General features: G+C 70.5%; 21 protein-coding genes. 17 read left to right on the top strand and 4 right to left on the bottom strand.

Translation table 11 applies throughout. From position 1 onward, the window contains the following. From ACFFII_RS08230 to ACFFII_RS08180, 11 genes are all read left to right on the top strand, one after another. Positions 1–191, top strand: a 191-nt coding sequence (locus ACFFII_RS08230; protein ID WP_377698412.1) for a 4Fe-4S dicluster domain-containing protein, incomplete at its 5' end; no start/stop codon positions are given. Positions 192–284: 93 nt separating this feature from the next. Continuing rightward, positions 285–2,189: a tetratricopeptide repeat protein gene (locus ACFFII_RS08225; protein WP_377698411.1), complete on the top strand. Its 1,905-nt coding sequence runs from the start codon at positions 285–287 to the stop codon at positions 2,187–2,189. Positions 2,190–2,205: 16 nt separating this feature from the next. Next, entirely contained in the window at positions 2,206–3,033 is an 828-nt protein-coding gene (locus ACFFII_RS08220; protein ID WP_377698410.1) for a 4-(cytidine 5'-diphospho)-2-C-methyl-D-erythritol kinase, read from the top strand. Between the two features lie 32 nt (positions 3,034–3,065). After that, positions 3,066–3,812, top strand: coding sequence for a pyridoxine 5'-phosphate synthase (locus ACFFII_RS08215; protein ID WP_377698409.1), 747 nt, complete (start codon positions 3,066–3,068; stop codon positions 3,810–3,812). Further along, entirely contained in the window at positions 3,809–4,213 is a 405-nt protein-coding gene (acpS, locus tag ACFFII_RS08210) for a holo-ACP synthase (protein ID WP_377698408.1), read from the top strand. Before ACFFII_RS08215 ends, acpS begins: the two co-directional genes overlap by 4 nt. A gap of 95 nt (positions 4,214–4,308) precedes the next feature. Beyond that, a complete protein-coding gene (lepB, locus tag ACFFII_RS08205) occupies positions 4,309–5,103 on the top strand; it encodes a signal peptidase I (RefSeq protein ID WP_377698407.1) in 795 nt (264 codons plus the stop codon). 9 nt (positions 5,104–5,112) lie between these two features. Beyond that, positions 5,113–5,802 (top strand): ribonuclease III, encoded by a 690-nt coding sequence (gene rnc, locus ACFFII_RS08200; RefSeq protein WP_377698406.1) that lies wholly within the window; start codon positions 5,113–5,115, stop codon positions 5,800–5,802. Continuing rightward, positions 5,799–6,743, top strand: coding sequence for a GTPase Era (gene era, locus ACFFII_RS08195; RefSeq protein ID WP_377698405.1), 945 nt, complete (start codon positions 5,799–5,801; stop codon positions 6,741–6,743). Before rnc ends, era begins: the two co-directional genes overlap by 4 nt. Then, positions 6,743–7,069, top strand: coding sequence for a DUF1491 family protein (locus ACFFII_RS08190; protein WP_377698404.1), 327 nt, complete (start codon positions 6,743–6,745; stop codon positions 7,067–7,069). Before era ends, ACFFII_RS08190 begins: the two co-directional genes overlap by 1 nt. Before the next feature lie 243 nt (positions 7,070–7,312). After that, the gene (locus ACFFII_RS08185; protein WP_377698413.1) at positions 7,313–8,593 is read left to right on the top strand and encodes a metallophosphoesterase family protein; all 1,281 of its coding nucleotides are present in this window, start codon (positions 7,313–7,315) and stop codon (positions 8,591–8,593) included. Further along, a complete protein-coding gene (locus ACFFII_RS08180; protein ID WP_377698403.1) occupies positions 8,593–12,024 on the top strand; it encodes an AAA family ATPase in 3,432 nt (1,143 codons plus the stop codon). Before ACFFII_RS08185 ends, ACFFII_RS08180 begins: the two co-directional genes overlap by 1 nt. Here the strand turns inward: ACFFII_RS08180 and ACFFII_RS08175 are convergent. Both ACFFII_RS08175 and ACFFII_RS08170 read right to left on the bottom strand, forming a co-directional pair. Then, positions 12,021–13,232 carry an NAD(P)/FAD-dependent oxidoreductase gene (locus ACFFII_RS08175; protein ID WP_377698402.1) on the bottom strand — a complete coding sequence of 404 codons (1,212 nt, stop codon included), beginning with the start codon at positions 13,230–13,232 and terminating at the stop codon, positions 12,021–12,023. The genes ACFFII_RS08180 and ACFFII_RS08175 overlap by 4 nt on opposite strands. A 69-nt stretch (positions 13,233–13,301) precedes the next feature. Beyond that, positions 13,302–14,207, bottom strand: a complete 906-nt coding sequence (locus ACFFII_RS08170) for a hypothetical protein (protein WP_377698401.1) — start codon at positions 14,205–14,207, stop codon at positions 13,302–13,304. An 87-nt stretch (positions 14,208–14,294) separates the two neighbouring features. On the opposite strand from ACFFII_RS08170, the gene hslV reads away from it, so the two are divergent. Then, positions 14,295–14,822, top strand: a complete 528-nt coding sequence (gene hslV / locus ACFFII_RS08165) for an ATP-dependent protease subunit HslV (protein WP_377698400.1) — start codon at positions 14,295–14,297, stop codon at positions 14,820–14,822. Between the two features lie 27 nt (positions 14,823–14,849). On the opposite strand, the gene ACFFII_RS08160 is transcribed toward hslV, so the two are convergent. Then, entirely contained in the window at positions 14,850–15,803 is a 954-nt protein-coding gene (locus ACFFII_RS08160) for a LysR family transcriptional regulator (protein WP_377698399.1), read from the bottom strand. 94 nt (positions 15,804–15,897) lie between these two features. On the opposite strand from ACFFII_RS08160, the gene ACFFII_RS08155 reads away from it, so the two are divergent. The 5 genes from ACFFII_RS08155 (at position 15,898) to ACFFII_RS08135 (ending at position 20,604) form a co-directional block, all read left to right on the top strand. Further along, a complete protein-coding gene (locus ACFFII_RS08155) occupies positions 15,898–17,061 on the top strand; it encodes an acyl-CoA dehydrogenase family protein (RefSeq protein ID WP_377698398.1) in 1,164 nt (387 codons plus the stop codon). Beyond that, complete coding sequence (locus ACFFII_RS08150; protein ID WP_377698397.1) at positions 17,061–18,149, top strand: CaiB/BaiF CoA transferase family protein; 1,089 nt, start codon at positions 17,061–17,063, stop codon at positions 18,147–18,149. The genes ACFFII_RS08155 and ACFFII_RS08150 overlap by 1 nt, the downstream gene beginning before the upstream one ends. After that, on the top strand, positions 18,146–18,979 hold the full coding sequence (locus tag ACFFII_RS08145) for an HTD2 family dehydratase (RefSeq protein ID WP_377698396.1): 834 nt from the start codon (positions 18,146–18,148) through the stop codon (positions 18,977–18,979). The genes ACFFII_RS08150 and ACFFII_RS08145 overlap by 4 nt, the downstream gene beginning before the upstream one ends. Before the next feature lie 56 nt (positions 18,980–19,035). Continuing rightward, positions 19,036–20,334, top strand: coding sequence for an ATP-dependent protease ATPase subunit HslU (gene hslU / locus ACFFII_RS08140; RefSeq protein ID WP_377698395.1), 1,299 nt, complete (start codon positions 19,036–19,038; stop codon positions 20,332–20,334). Positions 20,335–20,409: 75 nt separating this feature from the next. Next, positions 20,410–20,604 (top strand): PLD nuclease N-terminal domain-containing protein, encoded by a 195-nt coding sequence (locus ACFFII_RS08135; RefSeq protein WP_377698394.1) that lies wholly within the window; start codon positions 20,410–20,412, stop codon positions 20,602–20,604. A gap of 210 nt (positions 20,605–20,814) precedes the next feature. Here ACFFII_RS08135 and ACFFII_RS08130 read toward each other — a convergent pair whose 3' ends face one another. Beyond that, complete coding sequence (locus tag ACFFII_RS08130) at positions 20,815–21,363, bottom strand: hypothetical protein (RefSeq protein ID WP_377698393.1); 549 nt, start codon at positions 21,361–21,363, stop codon at positions 20,815–20,817. Positions 21,364–21,585 lie beyond the last annotated feature (222 nt).

Below are 21,585 nucleotides of genomic sequence, written 5' to 3'. Positions count from 1 at the left end.
CGGCGCAGCGCTATTGCCCGGCCGGCGTCTACGAGGTGGTCGAGGACAAGTCGGTGCCCGAAGGTGCGCGCTTCGTGATCAACTTCCAGAACTGCGTCCACTGCAAGACCTGCGACATCAAGGACCCGTCGCAGAACATCGTCTGGACCACGCCGCAGGGCGGCGACGGGCCGAACTATCCCAACATGTGATGCGCCCCGGGCCGCCCGGCGTTGCCGCCGGGTGCGTCCCCGTCTAGGGTCGCGGGTCATGTGTCAACCTGTGCTGCGGGGCATTGCCGTTCGATGAAGCCCATCCTGAGCCTGGCGATCGCCGCGCTGATCTCGACCGCCCCTCCTGTCCTTGCCCGGCCCGGCCTCGCGCCGGCCGGTGGGACGCCCGTCCTCCGGATGACGCAGGCCCAGCCTGCAACCGGACCGGAGGCGCAGACGCCGCCCGGCAGCGACACCCGCCAGGGGCTGCGGCCCGCACCGATCCGCGGCCTCGCCGGCGCCTATCTCGCCGCCCGGCAGGCCGCGACCGACAGCGATTTCGCGGCCGCCGCCCGCTATTTCGGCGAGGCGGTGGCGGCGGACCCGGCCGAGCCCTTCCTGCAGGACGGCGCGCTTGTGTCGATGATCTCGGCCGGGGAAATCGACCGGGCCGTGGACCTGGCCAACCGCCTGGCGCAGGCAGGCGGCGACGAGACCGAACTGGGCGTGCTGCTGCGCCGGGTGGACCTGGCCCGGCGCGAGGACTGGGCGGGCGTCCTGGCCCTGCTGGACGAGGGGGGCCCCTCTCCCAGCGCGGGGGGGCCGCTGCTGGACGGCCTGTTCCGCGCCTGGGCGCTGATGGGCGCGGGCCGCGCCTCGGAAGCCTTCGCCACATTCGAGCAGATGGGCGAAGGGCAGGGCGTGGCGGGGATCGCGGCCTTCCAGCTTGCGCTCGCGCGCGCCATGGTCGGCGATTACGAAGGCGCGGCGGCGGCCCTGGACAACCCCGAGGCCTCCTCGCACCTGCAGGGTGTGCTGGCGCGCGCCCAGGTCCTGTCGCAGCTGGAACGCAACGACGAGGCGATCGCCATGCTCGACGGGCTTGAGGCGATCGAGAACGAGCCGGCGCTGGTGGACCTGCGCCGCAGGCTCCAGTCGGGCGAGACGCTGCCCTTCGACGTGATCGGCAACGCCCGCGAAGGGCTGGCGCAGGTGCTGGTGACATTCGCCGGGGCCCTGATCGGGGACGAGGAAACCGATCCGCTGGCGCTGATCTATGCGCGGCTGGGGCAGTCCCTCAACCCCGAGATGCCGGACGCGCGGCTGCTGATCGCCCAGCTTCTGCAATCGGCGGGCCAGTTCGACCTGGCCGAGCGCGAGTTCGACGCCCTGCGCGAGGCCGGCCAGATGCGGCCCGCGGCCGAGCTGGTGCGCATCGATTCGCTGGTCCGCGCCGAGCGGATGGACGCGGCCGAAGCCGCCGCCCATGCCCTGACCGAAGCCTATCCCGACTATGCCCAGGCCTGGGTCGCGCTGGGCGACGTGCTGCGCCAGCGCGACAAGTTCGCCGAGGCCGTGCCCGTCTACGACCGCGCGCTGGAGATCCTGCAGGCGGGCGAGGACCCGCAGGCGACCTGGTTCCCGCTTTACGCCCGCGGCATTGCCAAGGAACGCTCGGGCCAGTTCGACAGCGCCGACGCCGATTTCCAGGCCGCGCTGGAACTGCAGCCCGACCAGGCACCGATCCTGAACTATCTCGGCTATTCCTGGGTGGACCGGAACGTCCGGCTGGACGAGGGCCTCAAGCTGATCGAGCGCGCGGTCGAGCTGCGCCCCGACGACGGCTACATCCTCGACTCGCTTGCCTGGGCCTATTACCGCCTTGGCCGCTATGCCGAGGCCGTGGCGCCGATGGAGCGTTCCGTCGCGGTCATGTCCGACGACAGCCTGGTCAACGACCACATGGGCGACATCTACTGGATGGTCGGGCGCAAGCGCGAGGCCGAGATCCAGTGGCAGCGCGCGCTCAGCCTCTACAAGCCCGAGGACACCGACACGGACGTGGACCGCATTCGCGCCAAGCTGAACGTCGGGCTGGATGCCGTTCTGGAAGCCGAGCGGGCAAACGGCGGCACCTTGCCCGAGGGCTTCGGCCTGCCCGAACCGGAGCCTGCCACGGTTGAGGCCTCTGGCGGCGCCGTTCCGCCAAGGCCCTGAGGCGCTTTCCGCCCTCATGATCCGCACCGAGCCCGCGCCCGCCAAGATCAACCTGGCCCTGCATGTCACGGGGCGGCGTGCGGACGGCTATCACCTGCTCGACTCGCTGGTGGTCTTCACCGAGCTCGGTGACCGGGTGACGGTCGCACCGGGGCCTGCCGCGCTGGCCGTCACCGGCCCCTTCGCCGATGCCGTGCCGACCGGCGAGGAGAACCTGTGTCTGCGCGCCCTGCGCCACGTGGGCACGCAGGCCGCGGTCACGCTGGAGAAGAACCTGCCCCCCGCATCGGGCATCGGCGGGGGCACGGCGGATGCCGCCGCCGTCCTGCGCGCGCTGGGCGCCGCGCCGGATCGGCCCGAGACCCTGGGCGCCGACCTACCCGCCTGCCTGCTCAGCCGTCCGCTGCGGATGCAGGGGGTGGGCGAAAGGATCACGCCTGTCGCCCTGCCCGACCTGCATCTGGTGCTGGTGAACCCGCGCGTGGAAACGCCCACCCCTGCCGTCTTCGCCGCGCTGGGCTGCCGCGACAACGCCCCCCTTCCCGACCTGCCCGCGCTGCCGGATGCCGCCGCGCTGACGGAGTGGCTATCCGCCACCCGCAACGACCTGCAGCCGCCCGCGCTGGGTCTGCGCCCGGTAATCGCCGATTGCCTGGCCGCGCTGTCGGCGCAGAACGCGCGGCTGGCGCGGATGTCGGGCTCGGGCGCGACCTGTTTCGGCATCTTCGCGGATGCCTTTGCGGCCCAAGGTGCCGCGCAGGCCATTGCCGCCGCGCAGCCGGGCTGGTGGGTCCGCGCCACCGTCACCATCCCGGGGCTACCCTCGGGCGGCGCGGGCGGCTAGGCTCTGCCCCGAGAACCAAGGGGAAGGCTGCCATGCTGCGACTGGGCGTCAACATCGACCATGTGGCCACCGTGCGGAACGCGCGCGGCACCCCTTGGCCCGATCCGCTGCGCGCCGCCCTTCTGGCGCAGGAAGCCGGGGCCGACGGCATCACCGCCCATCTGCGCGAGGACCGCCGCCACATCGCGGACGCCGACATCGCCCGCCTGTCCGAGGCGCTGAACGTGCCTCTCAACTTCGAAATGGCCGCGACCGCCGAGATGCAGGCCATCGCCCTGCGCCACCGTCCCCACGCCGTCTGCATCGTTCCCGAAAAGCGCGAGGAGCGGACGACCGAAGGGGGCCTCGACGTGGCAGGCGACGAATCGCGCTTGGCCGGGTTCATCGCCCCCCTGTGCGAGGCGGGCAGCCGCGTGTCGCTGTTCATCGGCCACGACCCGCGCCAGATCGAGGCCGCCGCCCGCATCGGCGCGGCGGTGGTCGAACTGCACACCGGCGCCTATTGCGACCTCGACACCGAGGGCAACCACGCCGCCCGCGACGCCGAGCTGGCCGGGCTGGCAGAGGGCGCGCGGATCGCCGCCGCGCTGGGGCTGGAGGTTCACGCGGGCCACGGCCTGACCTTCGACACCGTCGGCCCCATCGCCGCCCTGCCCGAGTTGCGCGAGCTGAACATCGGCCATTTCCTGATCTCCGAGGCGATCTTCATCGGTCTTGGTCCGGCGATCCGGGAGATGCGGGCGCGGATGGACGCGGCGCGCAGTGGCCCCACCCCATGATCCTCGGCATCGGCACGGACCTGTGCAACATCGACCGGATCGCCGACGTGCTCGAGCGGCACGGCGACCGCTTCCGCAACCGGGTCTATACGGAGCGCGAACTGGCACGGGCCGCGCGGCGGGCGCATGAGGCGGGAACGCTGGCCAAGCGCTGGGCCGCCAAGGAGGCCTGCAGCAAGGCGCTGGGCACGGGGCTCGCCATGGGCATCGCCTGGCGGGACATGGCGGTGGACAACCTCGCCTCGGGCCAGCCGACCATGGCGCTGACCGGCTGGGCGGCCGAGCGGCTGGCGGCCATGACGCCGCCGGGACACCGCGCCCATGTCCATGTCACCCTGACCGATGACCACCCCTGGGCGCAGGCCTTTGTCGTGATCGAGGCCGTGCCCGAAGGCGCCTGACGTTCACGCCCGCGCGTGCGGGACGCGCTTTGCCTTGACTTCCGCTGCCCGGCGCGCCCAAGAACCTCGCCATCCGACATGGAACGAGAGAAAGCATGGCCCGCACCAAGACCGCGACAAAGGAAGGCGGCATCTGGGAAACGGTGAAAACCGTCTTCTGGGCGCTGGTCATCGCGGGCGTGTTCCGCACGCTGTTCTTCCAGCCCTTCTGGATCCCCTCCGGGTCGATGAAGGACACGCTGCTGATCGGCGACTTCCTGTTCGTCAACAAGATGGCCTACGGCTATTCGCGCTATTCCTGCCCCTTCGCGCTTTGTCCCATCGACGGCCGCATCCTGGGGTCGGAACCCGAGCGCGGCGACGTGGTGGTCTTCCGCCACCCGACCCGCGGGGTCGATTTCATCAAGCGCGTGATCGGCCTGCCCGGCGACACCGTGCAGATGCAGAACGGCCAGCTGATCCTGAACGGCCAGCCCGTGCCCCAGGCGCCCAACGGCGTCTTCGTGGAACCCAAGCTGCCGCAGGGTCCCGCGCGCACCCTGCCCCGCTGCACCAACGAGCCCGTGGCCGAGGGCGGCGATTGCGAAACCCCCCGCTTTACCGAGACCCTGCCCGAAGGGCGCAGCCATGACGTGCTGAACATCGTGGACAACTGGCCGCTGGACAACACGCCGGTCTTCACCGTTCCGGAAGGCAGCTATTTCTTCATGGGCGACAACCGCGACAACTCGGAAGACAGCCGCGTGCCCGCCATCGCCGGGGGTCTGGGCTTCGTGCCGGCCGAGTTCCTGATCGGCCGCGCCGACCGGGTGATCTTCTCCTCGGCGGGAAGCTCGCTTCTGTATTTCTGGACCTGGCGGCCGGACCGCTTCTTCCACGGGGTGCACTGAGGTGGCGCGGTGAAGCTCTCGTCCGAGCTCGCGGCATTCTCGGCGCGGCTGGGTCACGACTTCGCCGACCCCGCCCTGCTGGTGCGCGCGCTGACGCATGGCAGCCTGTCCTCGGCCACGCGGCCTGACAACCAGCGGCTCGAGTTCCTGGGCGACCGGGTGCTGGGCCTGACCATCGCCGAGGCCTTACTGAAGGCCGACCGGGGCGCGACCGAGGGGCAGCTGGCCCCCCGCCTGAACGCGCTGGTGCGCGGCGAGACCTGCGCCGAGATCGCGCGCCAGATCGGCCTGGGCGAGGTCCTCAAGCTCGGCCGGTCCGAGATGATGACCGGCGGCCGGCGCAAGGACGCCCTGCTGGGCGACGCGATGGAGGCGGTGATCGCCGCGGTCTATCTCGACGCGGGCTTCGAACCCGCGCGGACGATGATCCTGCGGCTCTGGGGCGCCCGGATCGCGGGGGCCGAGGAGGCCGCTTTCAATCCCAAGACCGCCTTGCAGGAATGGGCACAGGCCAAGGGCATGGCGCCGCCCTCTTACGAGGTGGTGGAACGGTCGGGCCCCGACCACGCGCCCCATTTCCGCATCATCGTGCGGCTGGACGACGGGCGCGAGGCAGAGGCCAGCGGCACCGGCACCAAGCGCAGCATCGAACAGGCCGCCGCCAGCATTATGCTGGACCAGATCGGGGATAACGCATGACCGAGAACGAGACCGCACCCGAGCAGGCGCCCGAAGGACCGACCCGCGCGGGCTTCGTCGCCCTGATCGGCGAGCCAAATGCCGGGAAATCCACGCTGCTGAACCGGATGGTCGGGGCCAAGGTCTCGATCGTGACCCACAAGGTGCAGACGACCCGCGCCCGCATCCGGGGCATCGCCATGCATGGGCAAAGCCAGATCGTCTTCGTGGACACGCCCGGCATCTTCCGCCCGCGCCGCAGGCTCGACCGGTCGATGGTCGCGGCCGCCTGGGGCGGGGCGGCGGATGCCGACATCGTCGTGCTGCTGGTCGAGGCGCATCGCGGCCTGACGGACGGCGTGCAGGCGATCCTGGATTCGCTCAGCGAGAAGGCAGGCGGGCATCCGGTCGCGCTGGCGATCAACAAGATCGACCGCGTGAAGGCCGAGGAGCTGCTGGCGCTCTCGAAGCAGATGAACGAGGCCTTTCCCTTCGTCCGCACCTTCATGATCTCGGCCGAGCGGGGGCATGGGACCGACGACCTGCTGGCCTGGCTGGCCGCCGAGCTGCCGGAAGGCCCTTGGCTCTACCCCGAGGACCAGATCGCCGACCTGCCCATGAGGATGATCGCGGCCGAGATCACGCGGGAAAAGCTGACCCTGCGGCTGCACGAGGAAATCCCCTACCAGCTGACGGTGGAAACCGAGAGCTGGGAAGAACGCCAGGACGGCTCGGCCCGGATCGATCAGGTCGTCTATGTCAGCCGTGCGGGCCACAAGGGCATCGTGCTGGGCAAGGGCGGCGAGACGATCAAGGCCGTCAGCCGCGCCGCCCGCGAGGAGCTGGTCGAGTTCATGGGCCGTCCCGTGCACCTGTTCCTGCGCGTGGCCCTGCGCGAGAACTGGCTGGACGAGGCCGAGCGCTATACCGAGATGGGGCTCGATTTCCGCGACGGGAACTGATGGAGCCGCGGCTGACCGCCGGCCTGCGCGTCGCCGCGCTGCTGCGGCGGGCGGACCTGGAAGGACGCGGTGCCTATGTCGTCCACCGCGGCGATGACACGGCGGGCGCGCTGGCGGTCAGCGTGGCCCGCCCCGGCGGGACGGCCGAATTGTGGGCGCAGGAATACGACCTTTCCGCCGATCGCCGCGCATGGGTGCGGCAGGCCGAGGGAACGGCGCGCGACATCGACGCTGCCATCGCCCGCAGGCGTGCCGCCGATCCCGACCTGTGGGTGATCGAACTGGAACTGCCCGAGCAGGTCGCAGTGACGGATCTGCTGGATTGAGGAAGGGGGCGCTGCCCCCGCCGGCTGACGCCGGCTCCCCCAGGATATTTAGGCAAAAGAGAAGCCTTACCTTGGGGCATGGGGGCCTCCGCGGACATGGCTGGCTTCAGCTCCACTCCTCGTGACTGAGCCTCCTGTTTTTCTTCTTTGTGAAAATATCCCGCGGGGGTTCCGGGGGCGCGAAGCCCCCGGTGCCGCGTCCCCGCTTGCACTCCGCGCCGCGCCACGGAACAATCCGTGACCATGAGCTTCCGCTTCGTCCATGCCGCCGACATCCACCTCGACTCGCCGCTGCGTTCGCTGGCGCTGCGGGCGCCCCAGGTGGCCGAGCTGATCGGGACCGCCACCCGGCAGGCCTTTGTCGGCATCGTGGACCTGTGCCTGGCCGAACGGGTGGACGCGCTGCTGCTGGCGGGCGACCTGTATGACGGCGACCAGACCTCGATGACGACGGCCCGCTTCCTGGCGCAGCAATTGGGGCGGCTGGATCAGGCGGGTGTCGCCGTCCACATCATCCGCGGCAACCACGACGCGCTGTCGCGGATCACGCGGGAACTGGTGCTGCCGCCTTCGACCCATGTCTACACCCACCGCGCCGAGGCCGTGCCGCTGGATCGTCCGCAGGGCGCGGTCCCGGTGGTCCTGCACGGGCTCAGCTTCCGCGAGCCCCGGGCCGAGGCCAGCCTGCTGGGCGACTATCGCCCGCCGGTGTCCGAGGCCGTCAACATCGGCCTGATGCACACGAGCCTGGGCGGCGCGCCCGGCCATGACCCTTACGCGCCCGTGACGCCCGCCGACCTGGGGCGATCGGGCTTCGATTACTGGGCGCTGGGGCATATCCACAAGCCGTCGCGGCAGGTGGTCGGGCGCACGCAGGTCGTCATGCCCGGCATCCCGCAGGGACGCGACATCGGCGAGGCCGGTCCGCGCGGCGTCGTTCTGGTCACCGTGGCCCCCGACCGCACGATCACTGTCGAGGATCGCCTGACCAGCCTCGCCGAATTCGCTACGGTGCCGGTGGATGCGACGGGCGTGGCGGACTGGGCCGCTCTGGTCCGGCGCTTGCGCCGGGCGCTGGAAACGGCACGCGACGAGGCGCGCTCGCCGCATCTGGTGGCGCGGGTGGTGCTGACCGGGGCCACGCCGCTTGCCTGGCGCATCCGGCGCGACCTGGACCTGCTGCTGGCCGAGGCCCAGGCGGCGGCCGAGGCCACCGGGCGCGCCTGGATCGAGAAGCTGACCTCAAGCTGCACCCTGCCGGCAGAGGAGGCGCCGGTCGTGGACGGCTCGCCCCTGGTCGCGCTGCGGCGGCTGATCTCGGGCGAGGTGCTGGGCTCGGAAGCCTTTGCCGCCGACCTGACCGCCGCCGCGCAGGAACTGATCGGGCAGCTTCCGCCCGAGTTGCGCGGGGCCTTCGGCGAGGACAAGGGCGCACTGGACCGCACGCTTGCGGACCTCGCGCGCGAGGGCGCGGACGAGGTGGTGGCGCGGCTTGTCCCCGACCGGGCGGACGGCGCGGACTGATGCGGCTGCGCCGGCTGGACCTGACGCGCTACGGGCGCTTTACCGACCGCAGCCTGGACTTCGGGCCAGGGGAACCGGGCCGACCCGACCTGCACATCGTCCACGGGCCGAACGAGGCCGGCAAGTCCACCCTGCTGAACGCCTGGCTGGACCTGCTGTTCGGCATCCACGCGCGCAGCAGCTACAACTTCCTGCATCCCTATGACGCCATGCGGATCGGGGCGGTGCTGGACCTGCCGGACGGCCAGCGGGAACTCGTTCGCGTCAAGAAGACCCGAGACTCCCTGGTCGATCCGGCCGGGCGGCCCGTGCCCGACGGGATGCTGCGGGCGGCGCTCGGCGGGATCGAGCGGAAGGACTGCGCCGACATGTTCGCGCTGGACGCGGGCACGATGGAGGACGGGGGCGAGCTGATCCTGTCCAGCAAGGGCAACCTGGGCCAGCTTCTGTTTTCGGCCAGCGCGGGGCTGGCGGAACTGGGCGACAGGCTGGACCGGCTGCGGGCCGGCGCGGACGCCTTCTACAGGAAGTCCGCCCGGAAAGGCACCCTCAAGGACATGCGCGCCGAGTTGGAGACGCTCGTGGCCGAGCGCAAGGCTCTGGACGTGCAGGCGGCCGAGCACCGTGCGCGGCGGCAGACGGCTGACAAGGCCGAGGCCGAGCGCGACGCCGCGGCCGAGGCCCATGCCCGCACCGCCGCCGCCCGCGACGCCGCGAAAGCCGCGCTGGAGGCGCTGCCCTGGCTGGCGGAGTGGAGCGCCATCGACGCGGAGCTTGCGCCGATGGAAGGGCTGCCCGACGTGCCCCCGGACTGGCCCGCGCGGGTGGCCGCTCTGCTGGCCGAGGACGTGGCGCTGCGGACTGAAGCCACCTTGAACGCCGAGCGGCAACAGGGGCTGGTGGATGCCTTGGCGGCGCTGGTGCCGGACGACACGGCGCTGGCGCAGGCCGAGGCCGCGGGCTTCGACGAGGACCTGAAGGCGCGCTGGATCGCCGCGCGCGACGACCTGCCCCGCCGCCTGCAGGAGCTTGCCGCCGCCCGCCAGCGGATCGAGGGACTGGGTCGCCAGATCCGGCCCGGCGCGGATCCCGCCAGCCTGGAGGTCGGCGCCGGGACGCTCGACCGGCTGGCCGAGCTGATGACGGCGCATGAGGGGCTGTCGGCGCGTCTCGCCTCGGCCCGGGCCGAGGTGGCGGCGCGGGTGGACGAGCTTGCGGCGGCGGGTGGCCCTCTGGACGAGGAGGGCGCGGAGGATGGCACAACAGCGCTGCGCGAGGCGCTGGCGCCCCTGCGCCGCGCCGATCTGGCAGGCAGGCGCGATGAGGCGCAGACCAATGCCGCCGAAGCTGCCGCCCGCCTCGATGCGGCACTGGCACGACTGGTGCCCTGGAAAGGCGACGCGGCTGCGCTGCGGGCGCTGGAGGTGCCTTCGGCCGAGCGGCTGGGGGCCTGGGCGGCGCGGCTCGACGCCGCTACTGCCGCGCGCGAGACGGCGGCCCGCGCAGCCGCCGACCGGGCCGAGGACGCGCGGCGCCGGGCGGCCGAGCGCGACGGGCTTGCCGACAGCATCGGCCCCGCCGATCCGCAGCGAGTGGCCGAAAGCCGCGCCCGGCGGGACGCGACATGGGACGCACATCTGGCGGCGCTGGACGCCGCAACCGCCCGCGCCTTCGCCGAGGCGATGGAGGCGCATGACCGCGCCGTGTCCGCCCAACTGGAACGCGCGGCCGACATCGGCCGCCTTCACGGCGCGCGCGAGGATGCCGCAACGGCCGAGCGGCTGGCCGAGGCCGCCGCGCGGGATCTCGCAGTTGCCGACGCGGGGCTGGCCGAGTTGCGCGCGACCCTGGCCGCTCGCGCGGGCGCGATCCTGCCCGGCCGCGACCCGGCCGATCCTCTGGCGGACCTGTCCGGCTGGCTTGTCCGGCACGAGCGGGCGCTGAACCTGGCCGACGAGGCCGAAGCTGCCGCCCGCGCCGCCAAGCGTGCCGAAACCGAAGCGGCACAGGCCGAGGAAGCCTTGCGCGCCCAGTTGGAGGCCGCAGGCGAGACCTCCGGGGGCGAGTTGCGCGCGCTTGCCGCCCAGGCCCAGCGCTTGCTCGACCGCCACGAGGCGGAGGCCGCGCGCCGGGCCGAACGGTTGCGCCTGACGCGGGAACTCGCCGCACGCGGGCAGGCCGAGACGGCGGCGCGACGTGCCCTGGACGACTGGCAGCGTACTCTGACCGAGGCCTGCACCCCGACCTTCCTGGCCGAGGCCCCGCCCGATGCCGCCCGGTTGCGCGCCCTGCTGTCCCCCCTGCGAGAGCTTGGCGCGGCGCTGGCCCTGGCCGAGGACCTGCGCCACCGCACCGAAGCCATGCAGGACGACCAGCGCCGCTTCGCCGAAGCCGTGGACGCGCTGGCCGCCGCGCTGGACCTGCCCCCCGGCGACCCGCTGGCCCGCCACGCCGCTGCCGCCGCCCGGCTGGCCGAGGCCCGTCGAACGGCCGAGCGCCGCGCGGCGCTGGCTGAGGACCTCGCCCAGGCAGAGGCTGCCCGCCACGCACTGGCCCAGCGCCGCGCGCGGCTGGACGCCGAGGCCGCGACCATCACTGCCCATCTGGGCGCCCCGGACCTGACCCATGCCCAAGCGGCGCTGGCCCGCATCGAGCGCCGCGTCGAGCTGCGCGGCCGCGCCGCGCGGCTGGACGCGCAGATCCGCGCCGCCCTGGGTGTCTCCTCGCTGGATGAGGCGCGCGCGCGCCTTTCCGGCACCACGCCCGACGAATTGCGCGCGGCGCTGGTCCGGGCCGAGGATGCGCAGGCCGAGACCGAGGCGCGGCTGGACGCCGCCCGTAGCGCCCTTTACGCCGCTCGTCACGCGCTGGACGCGGTCACGGGCGACGACCGCGTGGCGAGGATCGAGGCCCGCCGCCGCGCCCTGCTGATGGAAATTGAGGAGGAGGCGCGCGCCTGGCTGCGCCTGCGGGCGGGGGTGATCGCCACGGACCACGCGCTGCGCAGCTATCGCGACCACCATCGCAGCGGGATGATGGCCCGGGCCTCGGACGCCTTTGCCGCCATCACGGGCGGGGCCTACCGGGGCCTGACCTCGCAGCCGGGCGAGGGGACCGAGCGGCTGATCGCCATCACGGCGGATGGCGGGTCCAAGGAGCCTGGTGCGCTGTCCAAGGGCACGCGCTTCCAGCTTTACCTCGCGCTGCGCATCGCGGGGTTCCATGAATGGGCGGGGGCACACGGTCCGGTGCCGGTGATTGCCGACGACATCATGGAAACCTTTGACGACAACCGGACACGGCTGGCGCTGGGGGCGCTGGCCGAAATGTCGCGGTCGGGGCAGGTGATCTACCTGACCCACCACCGCCATGTCTGCGAACTGGCGCGCGAGGCCTGCCCCGAGGCGCGCATCCTGGAACTCTGTCCCTAGGCTGCCAGCGCCGCCCGCAGGTCCCAGTCCATCCCCTCCAGCCGGTCCCGCATGACCGGCGCGCCTGCCAGCAGCTTGCGCGCGGCCATGTGCCGCCCGGCCTGGTTCACCGTCTCGACCGCGATCAGCCGCTCGTCGCGGAAGGCCAGCACCGTATCGACCGCGCCCGTGGCGTCGGTCAGGACATGGGTATCGTCCCAGCCGGTGGACAGCCCTGCGATCTGCAGCTTGAGCGGCCCCTGGTCCGACCAAAACCAAGGCAGCGCGTCATAGGGCGGCTGCCCGGCCCCGGTGATCGTGCGGGCGACATGGCGGGCGTGATCGACCGCCGCCTGCACCGATTCCAGCCGCGTGGCGATGCCCCCCAGCGGGAAGCTCGCGCAGTCCCCGATGGCGAAGATGCGCGGGTCGCTGGTGCGCAGGTGCCCGTCCACGACGATGCCGTTGGCGACCGCCAGCCCGGCCTCGGCGGCAAGCTCCATGTTCGGGCGGACGCCCACGGCCAGCAGGACGAGGTCGGCCGCGACTTCCTGTCCATCGGCCAGCGCGACGCCCTCGGCCGCCTTGCCGCCCAGGACGGCGGTGCCGAGCGCGCCCAGGCGGACATCGACCCCCGCCGCGCGATGGAAGTCGAGGAAGCGCTGCGAGATCGGCGGCGTCACGGCACGGGACATCAGCCGGTCGGTGGCCTCGATCACGGTGACATGGATGCCGCGCGCGGCGGCGACAGCCGCGAATTCCAGCCCGATGAAACCGCCGCCGATCACCGCGGCGCGGCGGACCCCCTCGGCCATGGCGCGCAGCCGGGCGGCATCGGCCAGGCCGCGCAACTCGTGCACGCCGGGCAGGTCGATCCCGGGCAGCGGCGGGCGCAGGTTGCGCGCGCCGGTCGCCAGCACGAGATGGTCGAAGCCCAGCCGCTCGCCACTGTCCAGCACCACCTCGCCCGCCGGCCGGTCGATCCCGGCGACGATGGTGCCGGGGCGGTAATCGATGCCGGCCGTTTCGAAGAAGGAGGCGGGTTTCAGCGCCAAGCGGCTTTCGTCGCCGTCCTTCATGTAGGCCTTGCTCAGCGGCGGACGCTGGTAGGGCAGGCCGGGCTCGTCCCCGAGCAGCGTGACGGGTCCGGCGAAGCCTTCCTGCCGCAGGCTGGCCGCGACCTGCAGGCCCCCCTGCCCTGCACCGACGATCACCACCCTGTCCGACATGCCTGTCCCCGCACCGCTCGATCGCGCGGACTTTGCGGAAGCGTCGGGTCGGGCGCAACCCCTCGGGCCCTACAGCGGCCAGCCGCCCCGGCGCATGGCCGCCAGCATCCGCGCGTCCGCATCCGGCGCCTGCGCGTCGATCGCCTGCGTCTTGAGAAACCAGTGGACATAGCGGTCGAGCGGGAGAGACGCCGCGGCCGCCGCCCGGCCCAGCGCGGCCTCGGCGCCCAGGTCGGCCACGTTCAGGGCTGCGTGGTGAAAGTCGATCTGCGCGAACAGGACGGCAGGCTTGCCCAGGATCATGCCGTCGAAGGCGACCGCGCTGTTCTGGGTAGCGACAAAGGCGCAGTCCCGCAGCAACGCCATGGTATTGCCGCCCACAACCAGCCTTGGATACCGGGCCGCCAGCCGGTCCAGTGCGGCATGGTCGGCGGCATCGTAGCTTTCCGACGGGTGCAAGGTTGCCACCACCGGCCGGCCGGTGCGGCAGACCGCTTCCAGCATCTCGACAGGGCTCATGGTCTGGAAGGACCGGGTCCGGCGCAGGTGGCCCTGCAGCGGCACAAGGACGTGATCCCCGCGCCGGGGCTCGGGACCCGGCAGGACGCGGGCGCGCAAGCGGCGGACGAAGGCAGCGGCTTCCTCGGCATCCACCGCCTCGGGGTCGAACCGCGCCTGCGCCACGGCAAAGCGCCAGCGCTGGGCCACGGGCTCGATGCGCCAGAAGGGATAATGATAAGCGCGGCGCAGCGTCAGGGTGCGGGGATGGCGGGGCTGCTTCATGTGAAGCAACGCGTAGTCACCCGGAGGAGGCGGGCTGTCCTGCGCCTGCGGCGAGGCGCGCTCGAACAGCACGCGCCAGCCCCGTGCCTGGACCGCGCGCGCCAGCACGGCCATCGCCGGGAAGGTCCCCGCCCGCGCCGTGCGCAGCATCTGCCCGTGAAGATAAACGCGAAGGGTGGGAGGCGGCGGCATGGCGGCAGCGTAATCGGCGCGCCCGCGTTGCGGAAGCGGGCGCGCGCCCATATCTGGGGCCCGCAAGACCAAGAAGGGGAAGACAGCATGACCACGATCCTGGCGGTGCGCCGCGGCAATGAGGTCGTCGTCGCGGGCGACGGGCAGGTCAGCGTGGGCCAGACAGTGATGAAGGGCACGGCGCGCAAGGTGCGCCGCCTGTCGCCCGGCGGGCGCGAGGTGGTGGTGGGCTTCGCGGGCTCGACCGCCGACGCCTTCACCCTGCTGGAGCGGCTGGAGCGCAAGCTGGAGTCCGCGCCGGGCCAATTGCAGCGCGCCTGCGTCGAACTGGCCAAGGACTGGCGCACCGACAAGTACCTGCGCAACCTGGAAGCCATGCTGATCGTCACCGACGGTGCTCAGGTCTATGTCGTGACCGGCGCGGGTGACGTGCTGGAGCCGGAACATGACGTGGCCGCCATCGGCTCGGGCGGGAACTTCGCGCTGGCGGCGGCGCGGGGGCTGATGGAAACCGACCTCGACGCCGAGACGGTCGCCCGCCGCGCCATGGCCATCGCGGCCGACATCTGCGTCTACACCAACGCCAACCTGGTAGTGGAGCGGATCGCCGCCTGAACGCAGACCCGGTCGGGAAGAACCGGCTCAGCCCTCCGCGCCGGCCTCTCCGACCAGCGTCGCCCCCGTCCAGGCGCCGTCTCGCACCAGACCGCGCAGCGTGTCACGCGCCAGTCCCAGCACCGCCGCGACCGCGCCCGTCACCGGCCGCCGCACGGCATGGGCCAGATGCACATGGCGGCGCAGCTGCGGGTCGCGGATCGGCCAGACCTGCAGCGCGCCCTGCGCCGCCTCGGCCGCGACCGCGTTGCGCGGCAGGATCGACCAGCCCATCCCCTCGGCCACCAGCGCCTTGATGTTCTGGTAGGAATCCACATCGATCACCGTCGCGAGCGGCTGCCCCAGGGTGGCCGCCTGGGCGTCCAGCAGCGCACGCAGCCCGTGCCCCTCGCCCGGCAGGATCAGGCCGGCCCGCAGCGCCACGGCCAATGGTAGCGCCTCGCCCGGCATCTCGGCGGCCCGCGCAGGCGCGCCGATGACCACCAGTTCCTCCTCCAGCAGCCGCTCGGTCAGGATGCTCCGCCCGGCTGCCTCCTCATACAGCACGGCGATGTCGATGCGTCCCGCCTCCAACCAGTCCAGCACGAAGCCGCTCATCGCCTCGGCCACGCGCAATTCGATCCGGGGATGGCGGGCGCGGACCGCCCGGATCAGCGGCACCGCGAGGATCTGTCCGATGGTCCCCGGCAGGCCAAGCCGCACCAGCCCGGCCGGGTCGTCGCGCTGGCCCCGGATCTCCTCCTCGGCCTGCGCCAGCTGATCCAGCATCAGCCGCGCGTGCCGCGCCAGCGCCTGACCCGCTTCCGTCGGCTGCACCCCCTTGGGCGTCCGCAGCAGCAGGGCCGTGCCCAGATGCGCCTCCATCCGCTGCACGTGACCCGACAGCGCGGGCTGGGCCACGCGCAGCACCTCGGCCGCGCGCGTCAGGCTGCCCTGCTCGATGATCGCCAGGAAATAGCGCAGTTGCCGCAGCTCGATCATCCATATCGTTCCGTTATGGCGGGCAGATGCATCATGTATTTGGCTTATCGCCTCCGCCAGTCCTAATCTGCCGCCCAGCGACAGGAGGCCCGCGATGATCGCCCAGCCCGCCGACCAGTATCAGGACATCCGCGACGCGGTGCGCGCCCTGTGCGCGCAGTTCCCCGACGACTACCACCGCCGCGTGGACGAACAGCGCGCCTATCCCGAGGAATTCGTGGACGCGCTGACCCGCGCCGGCTGGATGGCCGCCCTGATCCCCGAGGAATACGGCGGCTCGGGCCTCGGCCTTGCCGAAGCCTCGGTCATCATGGAGGAGATCAACCGCTCGGGCGGCAACTCGGGCGCCTGCCACGGGCAGATGTACAACATGAACACGCTGGTCCGGCACGGGTCCGAGGAACAGCGCCGGACCTATCTGCCGAAGATCGCCAGTGGAGAGCTGCGGCTGCAGTCAATGGCCGTGACCGAGCCCACCACGGGCACCGACACCACCCAGCTTCGCACCACCGCTGTCCGCAAGGGCGACCGCTACGTGATCAACGGCCAGAAGGTCTGGATCAGCCGCGTCCAGCATTCCGACCTGATGATCCTTCTGGCCCGCACCACCCCGCTGTCCGAGGTCAGGAAGAAATCCGAAGGCCTCTCGATCTTCCTCGTGGACGTGAAGCAGGCGGTGAAAGGGGGCATGACCGTCCGCCCGATCCCCAACATGGTCAACCACGAGACCAACGAGCTGTTCTTCGACAACCTGGAACTCCCGGCCGACAGCCTGATCGGCGAGGAAGGCAAGGGCTTCAAGTACATCCTGACCGGCCTCAACGCCGAGCGCACGCTGATCGCGGCCGAATGCATCGGCGACGGCTACTGGTTCATCGACCGGGTGACGAAATACACCAGCGAGCGCACGGTCTTCGGCCGCCCCATCGGCCAGAACCAGGGCGTGCAGTTCCCCATCGCCGAAAGCTTCATCGAGATCGAGGCCGCCAACCTCATGCGCTGGGAGGCCTGCCGCCTGTACGACGCCCGCCAGGATTGCGGCGCCCAGGCCAACATGGCCAAGTATCTCGCTGCGAAAGCAAGCTGGGAGGCCGCGAACGCCTGCCTGCAGTTCCACGGCGGCTTCGGCTTCGCCGCCGAATACGACGTGGAACGCAAGTTCCGCGAAACCCGCCTTTACCAGGTCGCGCCGATTTCCACGAACCTGATCCTGTCTTACGTGGCCGAGCATGTCCTCGGCCTGCCGAGGAGCTTCTGATGCGCCCCCTTGAAGGCCTGACCGTTGTTGCCATCGAACAGGCGGTGGCCGCGCCCTTCGCCACCGCCCGGCTGGCCGACGCGGGCGCCCGTGTCATCAAGATCGAACGCCCCGAGGGCGATTTCGCCCGCGGCTACGATTCCGTCGCGCAGGGCCAGTCCAGCTATTTCGTCTGGCTCAATCGCGGCAAGGAGTCGCGCGTCCTCGACCTGACCACGCCCGAAGGCAAGGACGCCCTGACCGTCCTGCTCGACGGCGCCGATGTGCTGGTCCAGAACCTCAAGCCGGGCGCCTTGGGACGGCTGGGTTTCACCCCGGAACGGCTGGCGCGGGACTGGCCCCGGCTCATCACCTGCTCGATCTCGGGCTATGGCGAAAGCGGGCCGATGGCCGACCGCAAGGCCTATGACCTGCTGATCCAGGCGGAATCGGGCCTGTGCTCCATCACCGGCGGCCTGGACGAACCCGCCCGCGTCGGCATCTCCATGGTGGACATCGCCACCGGCGCGACCGCCCATGCCGCGATTCTCGAGGCGCTGATCGCGCGGGGCGTCACAGGAAAGGGCGCGGCGATCTCGCTCTCGATGTTCGACGTGCTGGCCGACTGGCTGACTGTGCCCCTGCTGCAGCACGAGGGTGGGCAGACGCCCAAACGCGTGGGCCTTGCCCATCCCTCGATCGCGCCCTACGGCGTCTTCCGCTGCAGGGACGGGGCCGAGGTGTTGATCTCGGTGCAAAGCGACCGCGAATGGCGCAAGCTGGCCGAAATCTTCCTCGGCCAGCCCGGTCTCGGCCGCGATCCCCGCTTTGCCACCAACACCGCCCGCGTGGCGAACCGCGCCGAAACCGACGCGGCCGTCGCCGCCGCCTTCGCCGCCCGCAGCCTGCCCGAGGCCACCGCCGCCATCGAGGCTGCCGACATCGCGTTCGCCACGGTCAACGACATGGACGGCCTCTCGCGCCACCCGCATCTGCGGCGTATCACTGTGGACACGCCGAACGGCCCCGTCAGCTATCCCGCCCCCGCGCCCGTCTTCGCGGGCGAGACGCGCGACTATGGCCCCGTTCCCGGACTGGAGACAGCATGACCGACCTGGACATCGACCACCTGCGCCAGTGGATCGGCCGCGAGGAAACCAAGTCCGAGCTGCTGACCCCCGCCGCCGTGGACCGCTTCAACGCGACCTTCGACGTCACGGGCGAGCCCCGGGACGGCGACGCGGCCCCTGCGATGATCCACCTCTGCGTCGCGCCGCCCGCCGCGCCGACGGCGCAGCTCGGTCCCGACGGCCATCCCGCGCGGGGCGGCTTCCTGCCCCCCGTGCCCCTGCCCCGCCGCATGTGGGCCGGCGGCAGATTCGCCTTCACCGGCGACATCCGCGTGGGCGAGACGGTCACGCGGCGTTCCACCATCCGCGACGTTTCCGTCAAGCACGGCCGCACCGGCACGCTCTGCTTCGTGACCGTGGACCACCGCATCGACAGCAACGGCCGCGAGGCTGTCCGCGAACGCCAGGACATCGTCTATCGCGGCACCGACTCGGGCCGCGCCAAGCCCGCCGATCCCGCGCCCCACGGCGCCCACCGCCGTCAACTGGAACCCTCGGCCGCGCTTCTGTTCCGCTACTCGGCCCTGACCTTCAACGGCCACCGCATCCATTACGACGCGCCCTATGTCCGCGATGTCGAGGGCTACCCCGGCCTGATCGTCCACGGCCCCCTGCAGGCGACCCTGCTGGTCCAGTTCGCCGAACAACTGCGCGGCCGCCGCCCCGCCCTTTTCGAGTTCCGCAGCCTGTCGCCCCTGTTCGACGACGCCGACTTCACGCTGAACGCGGCCGAGGACGGCGAGGCGCTGAGCCTCTGGACCTCCTACGCCGACGGCCCCGTCGCCATGCAGGCCCGCGCGACCTGGTGACTTGGCGTTTCCGCCCCGGCTGCATAAGTCGGCGGCAACGAAACCCCGAGGATGCCATGACCGACCTGACCCCCCGCGAGATCACCGCCGAGCTTGACCGCTTCATCATCGGCCAGGCCGAGGCCAAGCGCGCGGTGGCGGTGGCCATGCGCAACCGCTGGCGCCGCCAGCAGCTGGCCGACGACCTGCGCGACGAGGTCTATCCCAAGAACATCCTGATGATCGGCCCGACCGGCGTGGGCAAGACCGAGATCTCGCGCCGGCTGGCCAAGCTCGCCCACGCCCCCTTCGTCAAGGTCGAGGCCACCAAGTTCACCGAGGTGGGCTACGTCGGCCGCGACGTGGAACAGATCATCCGCGACCTCACCGACGCCGCCATGGTCGAAACGCGTGAGCGGATGCGCGAGGCCGTCAAGGCCCGCGCCCGCGAGGCCGCCGAGGCCCGCGTGATCGAGGCGCTGGCCGGCGAGAACGCCCGCGACCAGACGCGTGAGCTGTTCCGCGGCAAGCTGCGCCGGGGCGAACTGGACGACACCGTGATCGAACTCGAACTGAACGACACCTCCAACCCCCTCGGGATGGAGGTTCCGGGCCAGCCCGGCATGGGCCAGATGATGGACCTCGGCGCGCTGATGAAGGCCTTCGGCGGCCGCCGCGTGCGCCGCAAGGTCACGGTCGCCCAGTCCTACGACCTCTTGATCGCCGAGGAAGCCGACAAGCTTCTGGACGACGAGCAGATCAAGGCCGCGGCCCTCGAAGCCGTCCAGCAGTCCGGCATCGTCTTCATCGACGAGATCGACAAGGTCTGCGCCCGCGCCGAGACCCGCGGCGGCGACATCAGCCGCGAGGGCGTCCAGCGCGACCTCCTGCCCCTGATCGAGGGCACCACGGTGTCCACCAAATACGGCCCCGTGAAGACCGACCACATCCTGTTCATCGCCTCCGGCGCCTTCCACGTCGCCAAGCCCTCGGACCTGCTGCCCGAGCTTCAGGGCCGCCTGCCGATCCGCGTCGAACTGCGCGCCCTGACCGAGGCCGACTTCGTCCGCATCCTGACCGAGACCGACAACGCCCTGACCCTGCAATACGCCGCGCTCATGCGGACCGAAGGGCTTGAGGTCAGCTTCACCCCCGACGGCATCGCGGCCCTGGCCCGCATCGCCGCCGAGGTGAACGGCAGCGTCGAAAACATCGGCGCCCGCCGCCTTTACACGGTGATCGAGCGGGTCTTCGAGGACCTCTCCTTCACCGCCCCCGACCGCAAGGGCGAGGCGATCACGGTTGATGCCGGTTTCGTCGAATCCCAACTCGGCGACCTCGCGCGGTCCGCGGACCTGTCGCGCTACGTGCTCTAAGGGGAACCCCGGCGCGGCCAGCCCGTTGACGCATCAACGGGCCGGTCGCGCCCCCTTACCCACGGAGCCATCCCGATGAACTTCTTCGGCAGCATCTTCGGCCTGATCATCTTCGTCCTCGACATCTGGGCCATCGCCTCGATCATCAACTCGGGCGCGACGGGGCGCAGCAAGATTATCTGGGTGCTAGTCGTGGCGATCCTGCCGGTCGCGGGGCTCATCGCCTGGTGGATCGCGGGGCCGAAGGCGAATTATGGGGGACGGAGGTGAGGCGGGGTCGAAAAGCGTTGCGATACTCGGACCAGCTATACCTCACCGTGAAACGAAGGTTCACGCTTCTAATCCGACCACATACTTATGGCACCCGCCGATCATTCGGCCGGCAAGCCTTCACTCACCTTATAGTTTGCACTTTTCTTTAAAGAGTGTACTTGACCTTCTGTAAGGCCCCGAAGAGATGGCGCTAAGACACGATACGCATCAGTTACAGAAGTACGTGAAAGGAAATACTCGACAAAGAAAGCTGGAGTCGCTATCGGTTACAACAACGGAGGCGATGCGCTCGACATGTGTCAAGCTGTTTACAGCATTGGCAATTAGCCGCGAGTCTCCGGAAAGACCAGCTTCTGCAAGAGCTTCTATGAATCTCGACACAAGGTCAGAGTGCTGCCTCTCTATTGTATGTATCGGGTCATCTGCATTCGAGATAGACGCAAGTAAGCGCTCTCTTTCCTGCTCCTCCCTGCTCGCTGCAATCAACGCCCTGAATATATCCTCAGTCTCAGGTCTTTGGCTTGGAAGCAGCGGAAGTTCACGTGGGTCACCCTCAAGGCTCACGATGTTGAGGGCAAGAGAGAATGCCAGACTGAAGTGAGTATATAAAAGGATTGTCCTTGGGCGTGAGTCTAAAATCGCGAGAGTCTCATCAAAGGCTGGAATATCCTCCACCTGCGCAAAGCTACGATCTGCTTTCCCGACAACAAGACTGCTCAGGCTAGCAGCAAGAAGCAATCGGCGCCCAGCGTCCATTCTACCCTCCGTCCGCAATTCCGCGTCCGATAGATTTCGCATTGAACGCGAATACGATAAGAAAACTTAGCAGGCCCGCCGCAAACGAAAGAAACTGGAAGAGAGCTGATAGCTCAGCATCTCCGAGAGACTGATGAAAGTCGCCCCCATCTGTGGCCCTGGCCTGCCCCAATGAGGTGGTCCGTTTGCAATCTTAGTGCATGACGGGTTTTGGCGCTACGG

This window comes from Paracoccus niistensis (assembly GCF_042432925.1).
In the GTDB taxonomy this organism is placed as follows: Bacteria; Pseudomonadota; Alphaproteobacteria; order Rhodobacterales; family Rhodobacteraceae; genus Paracoccus; species Paracoccus niistensis.
This window is presented reverse-complemented; position numbering and strand designations above follow the sequence as displayed.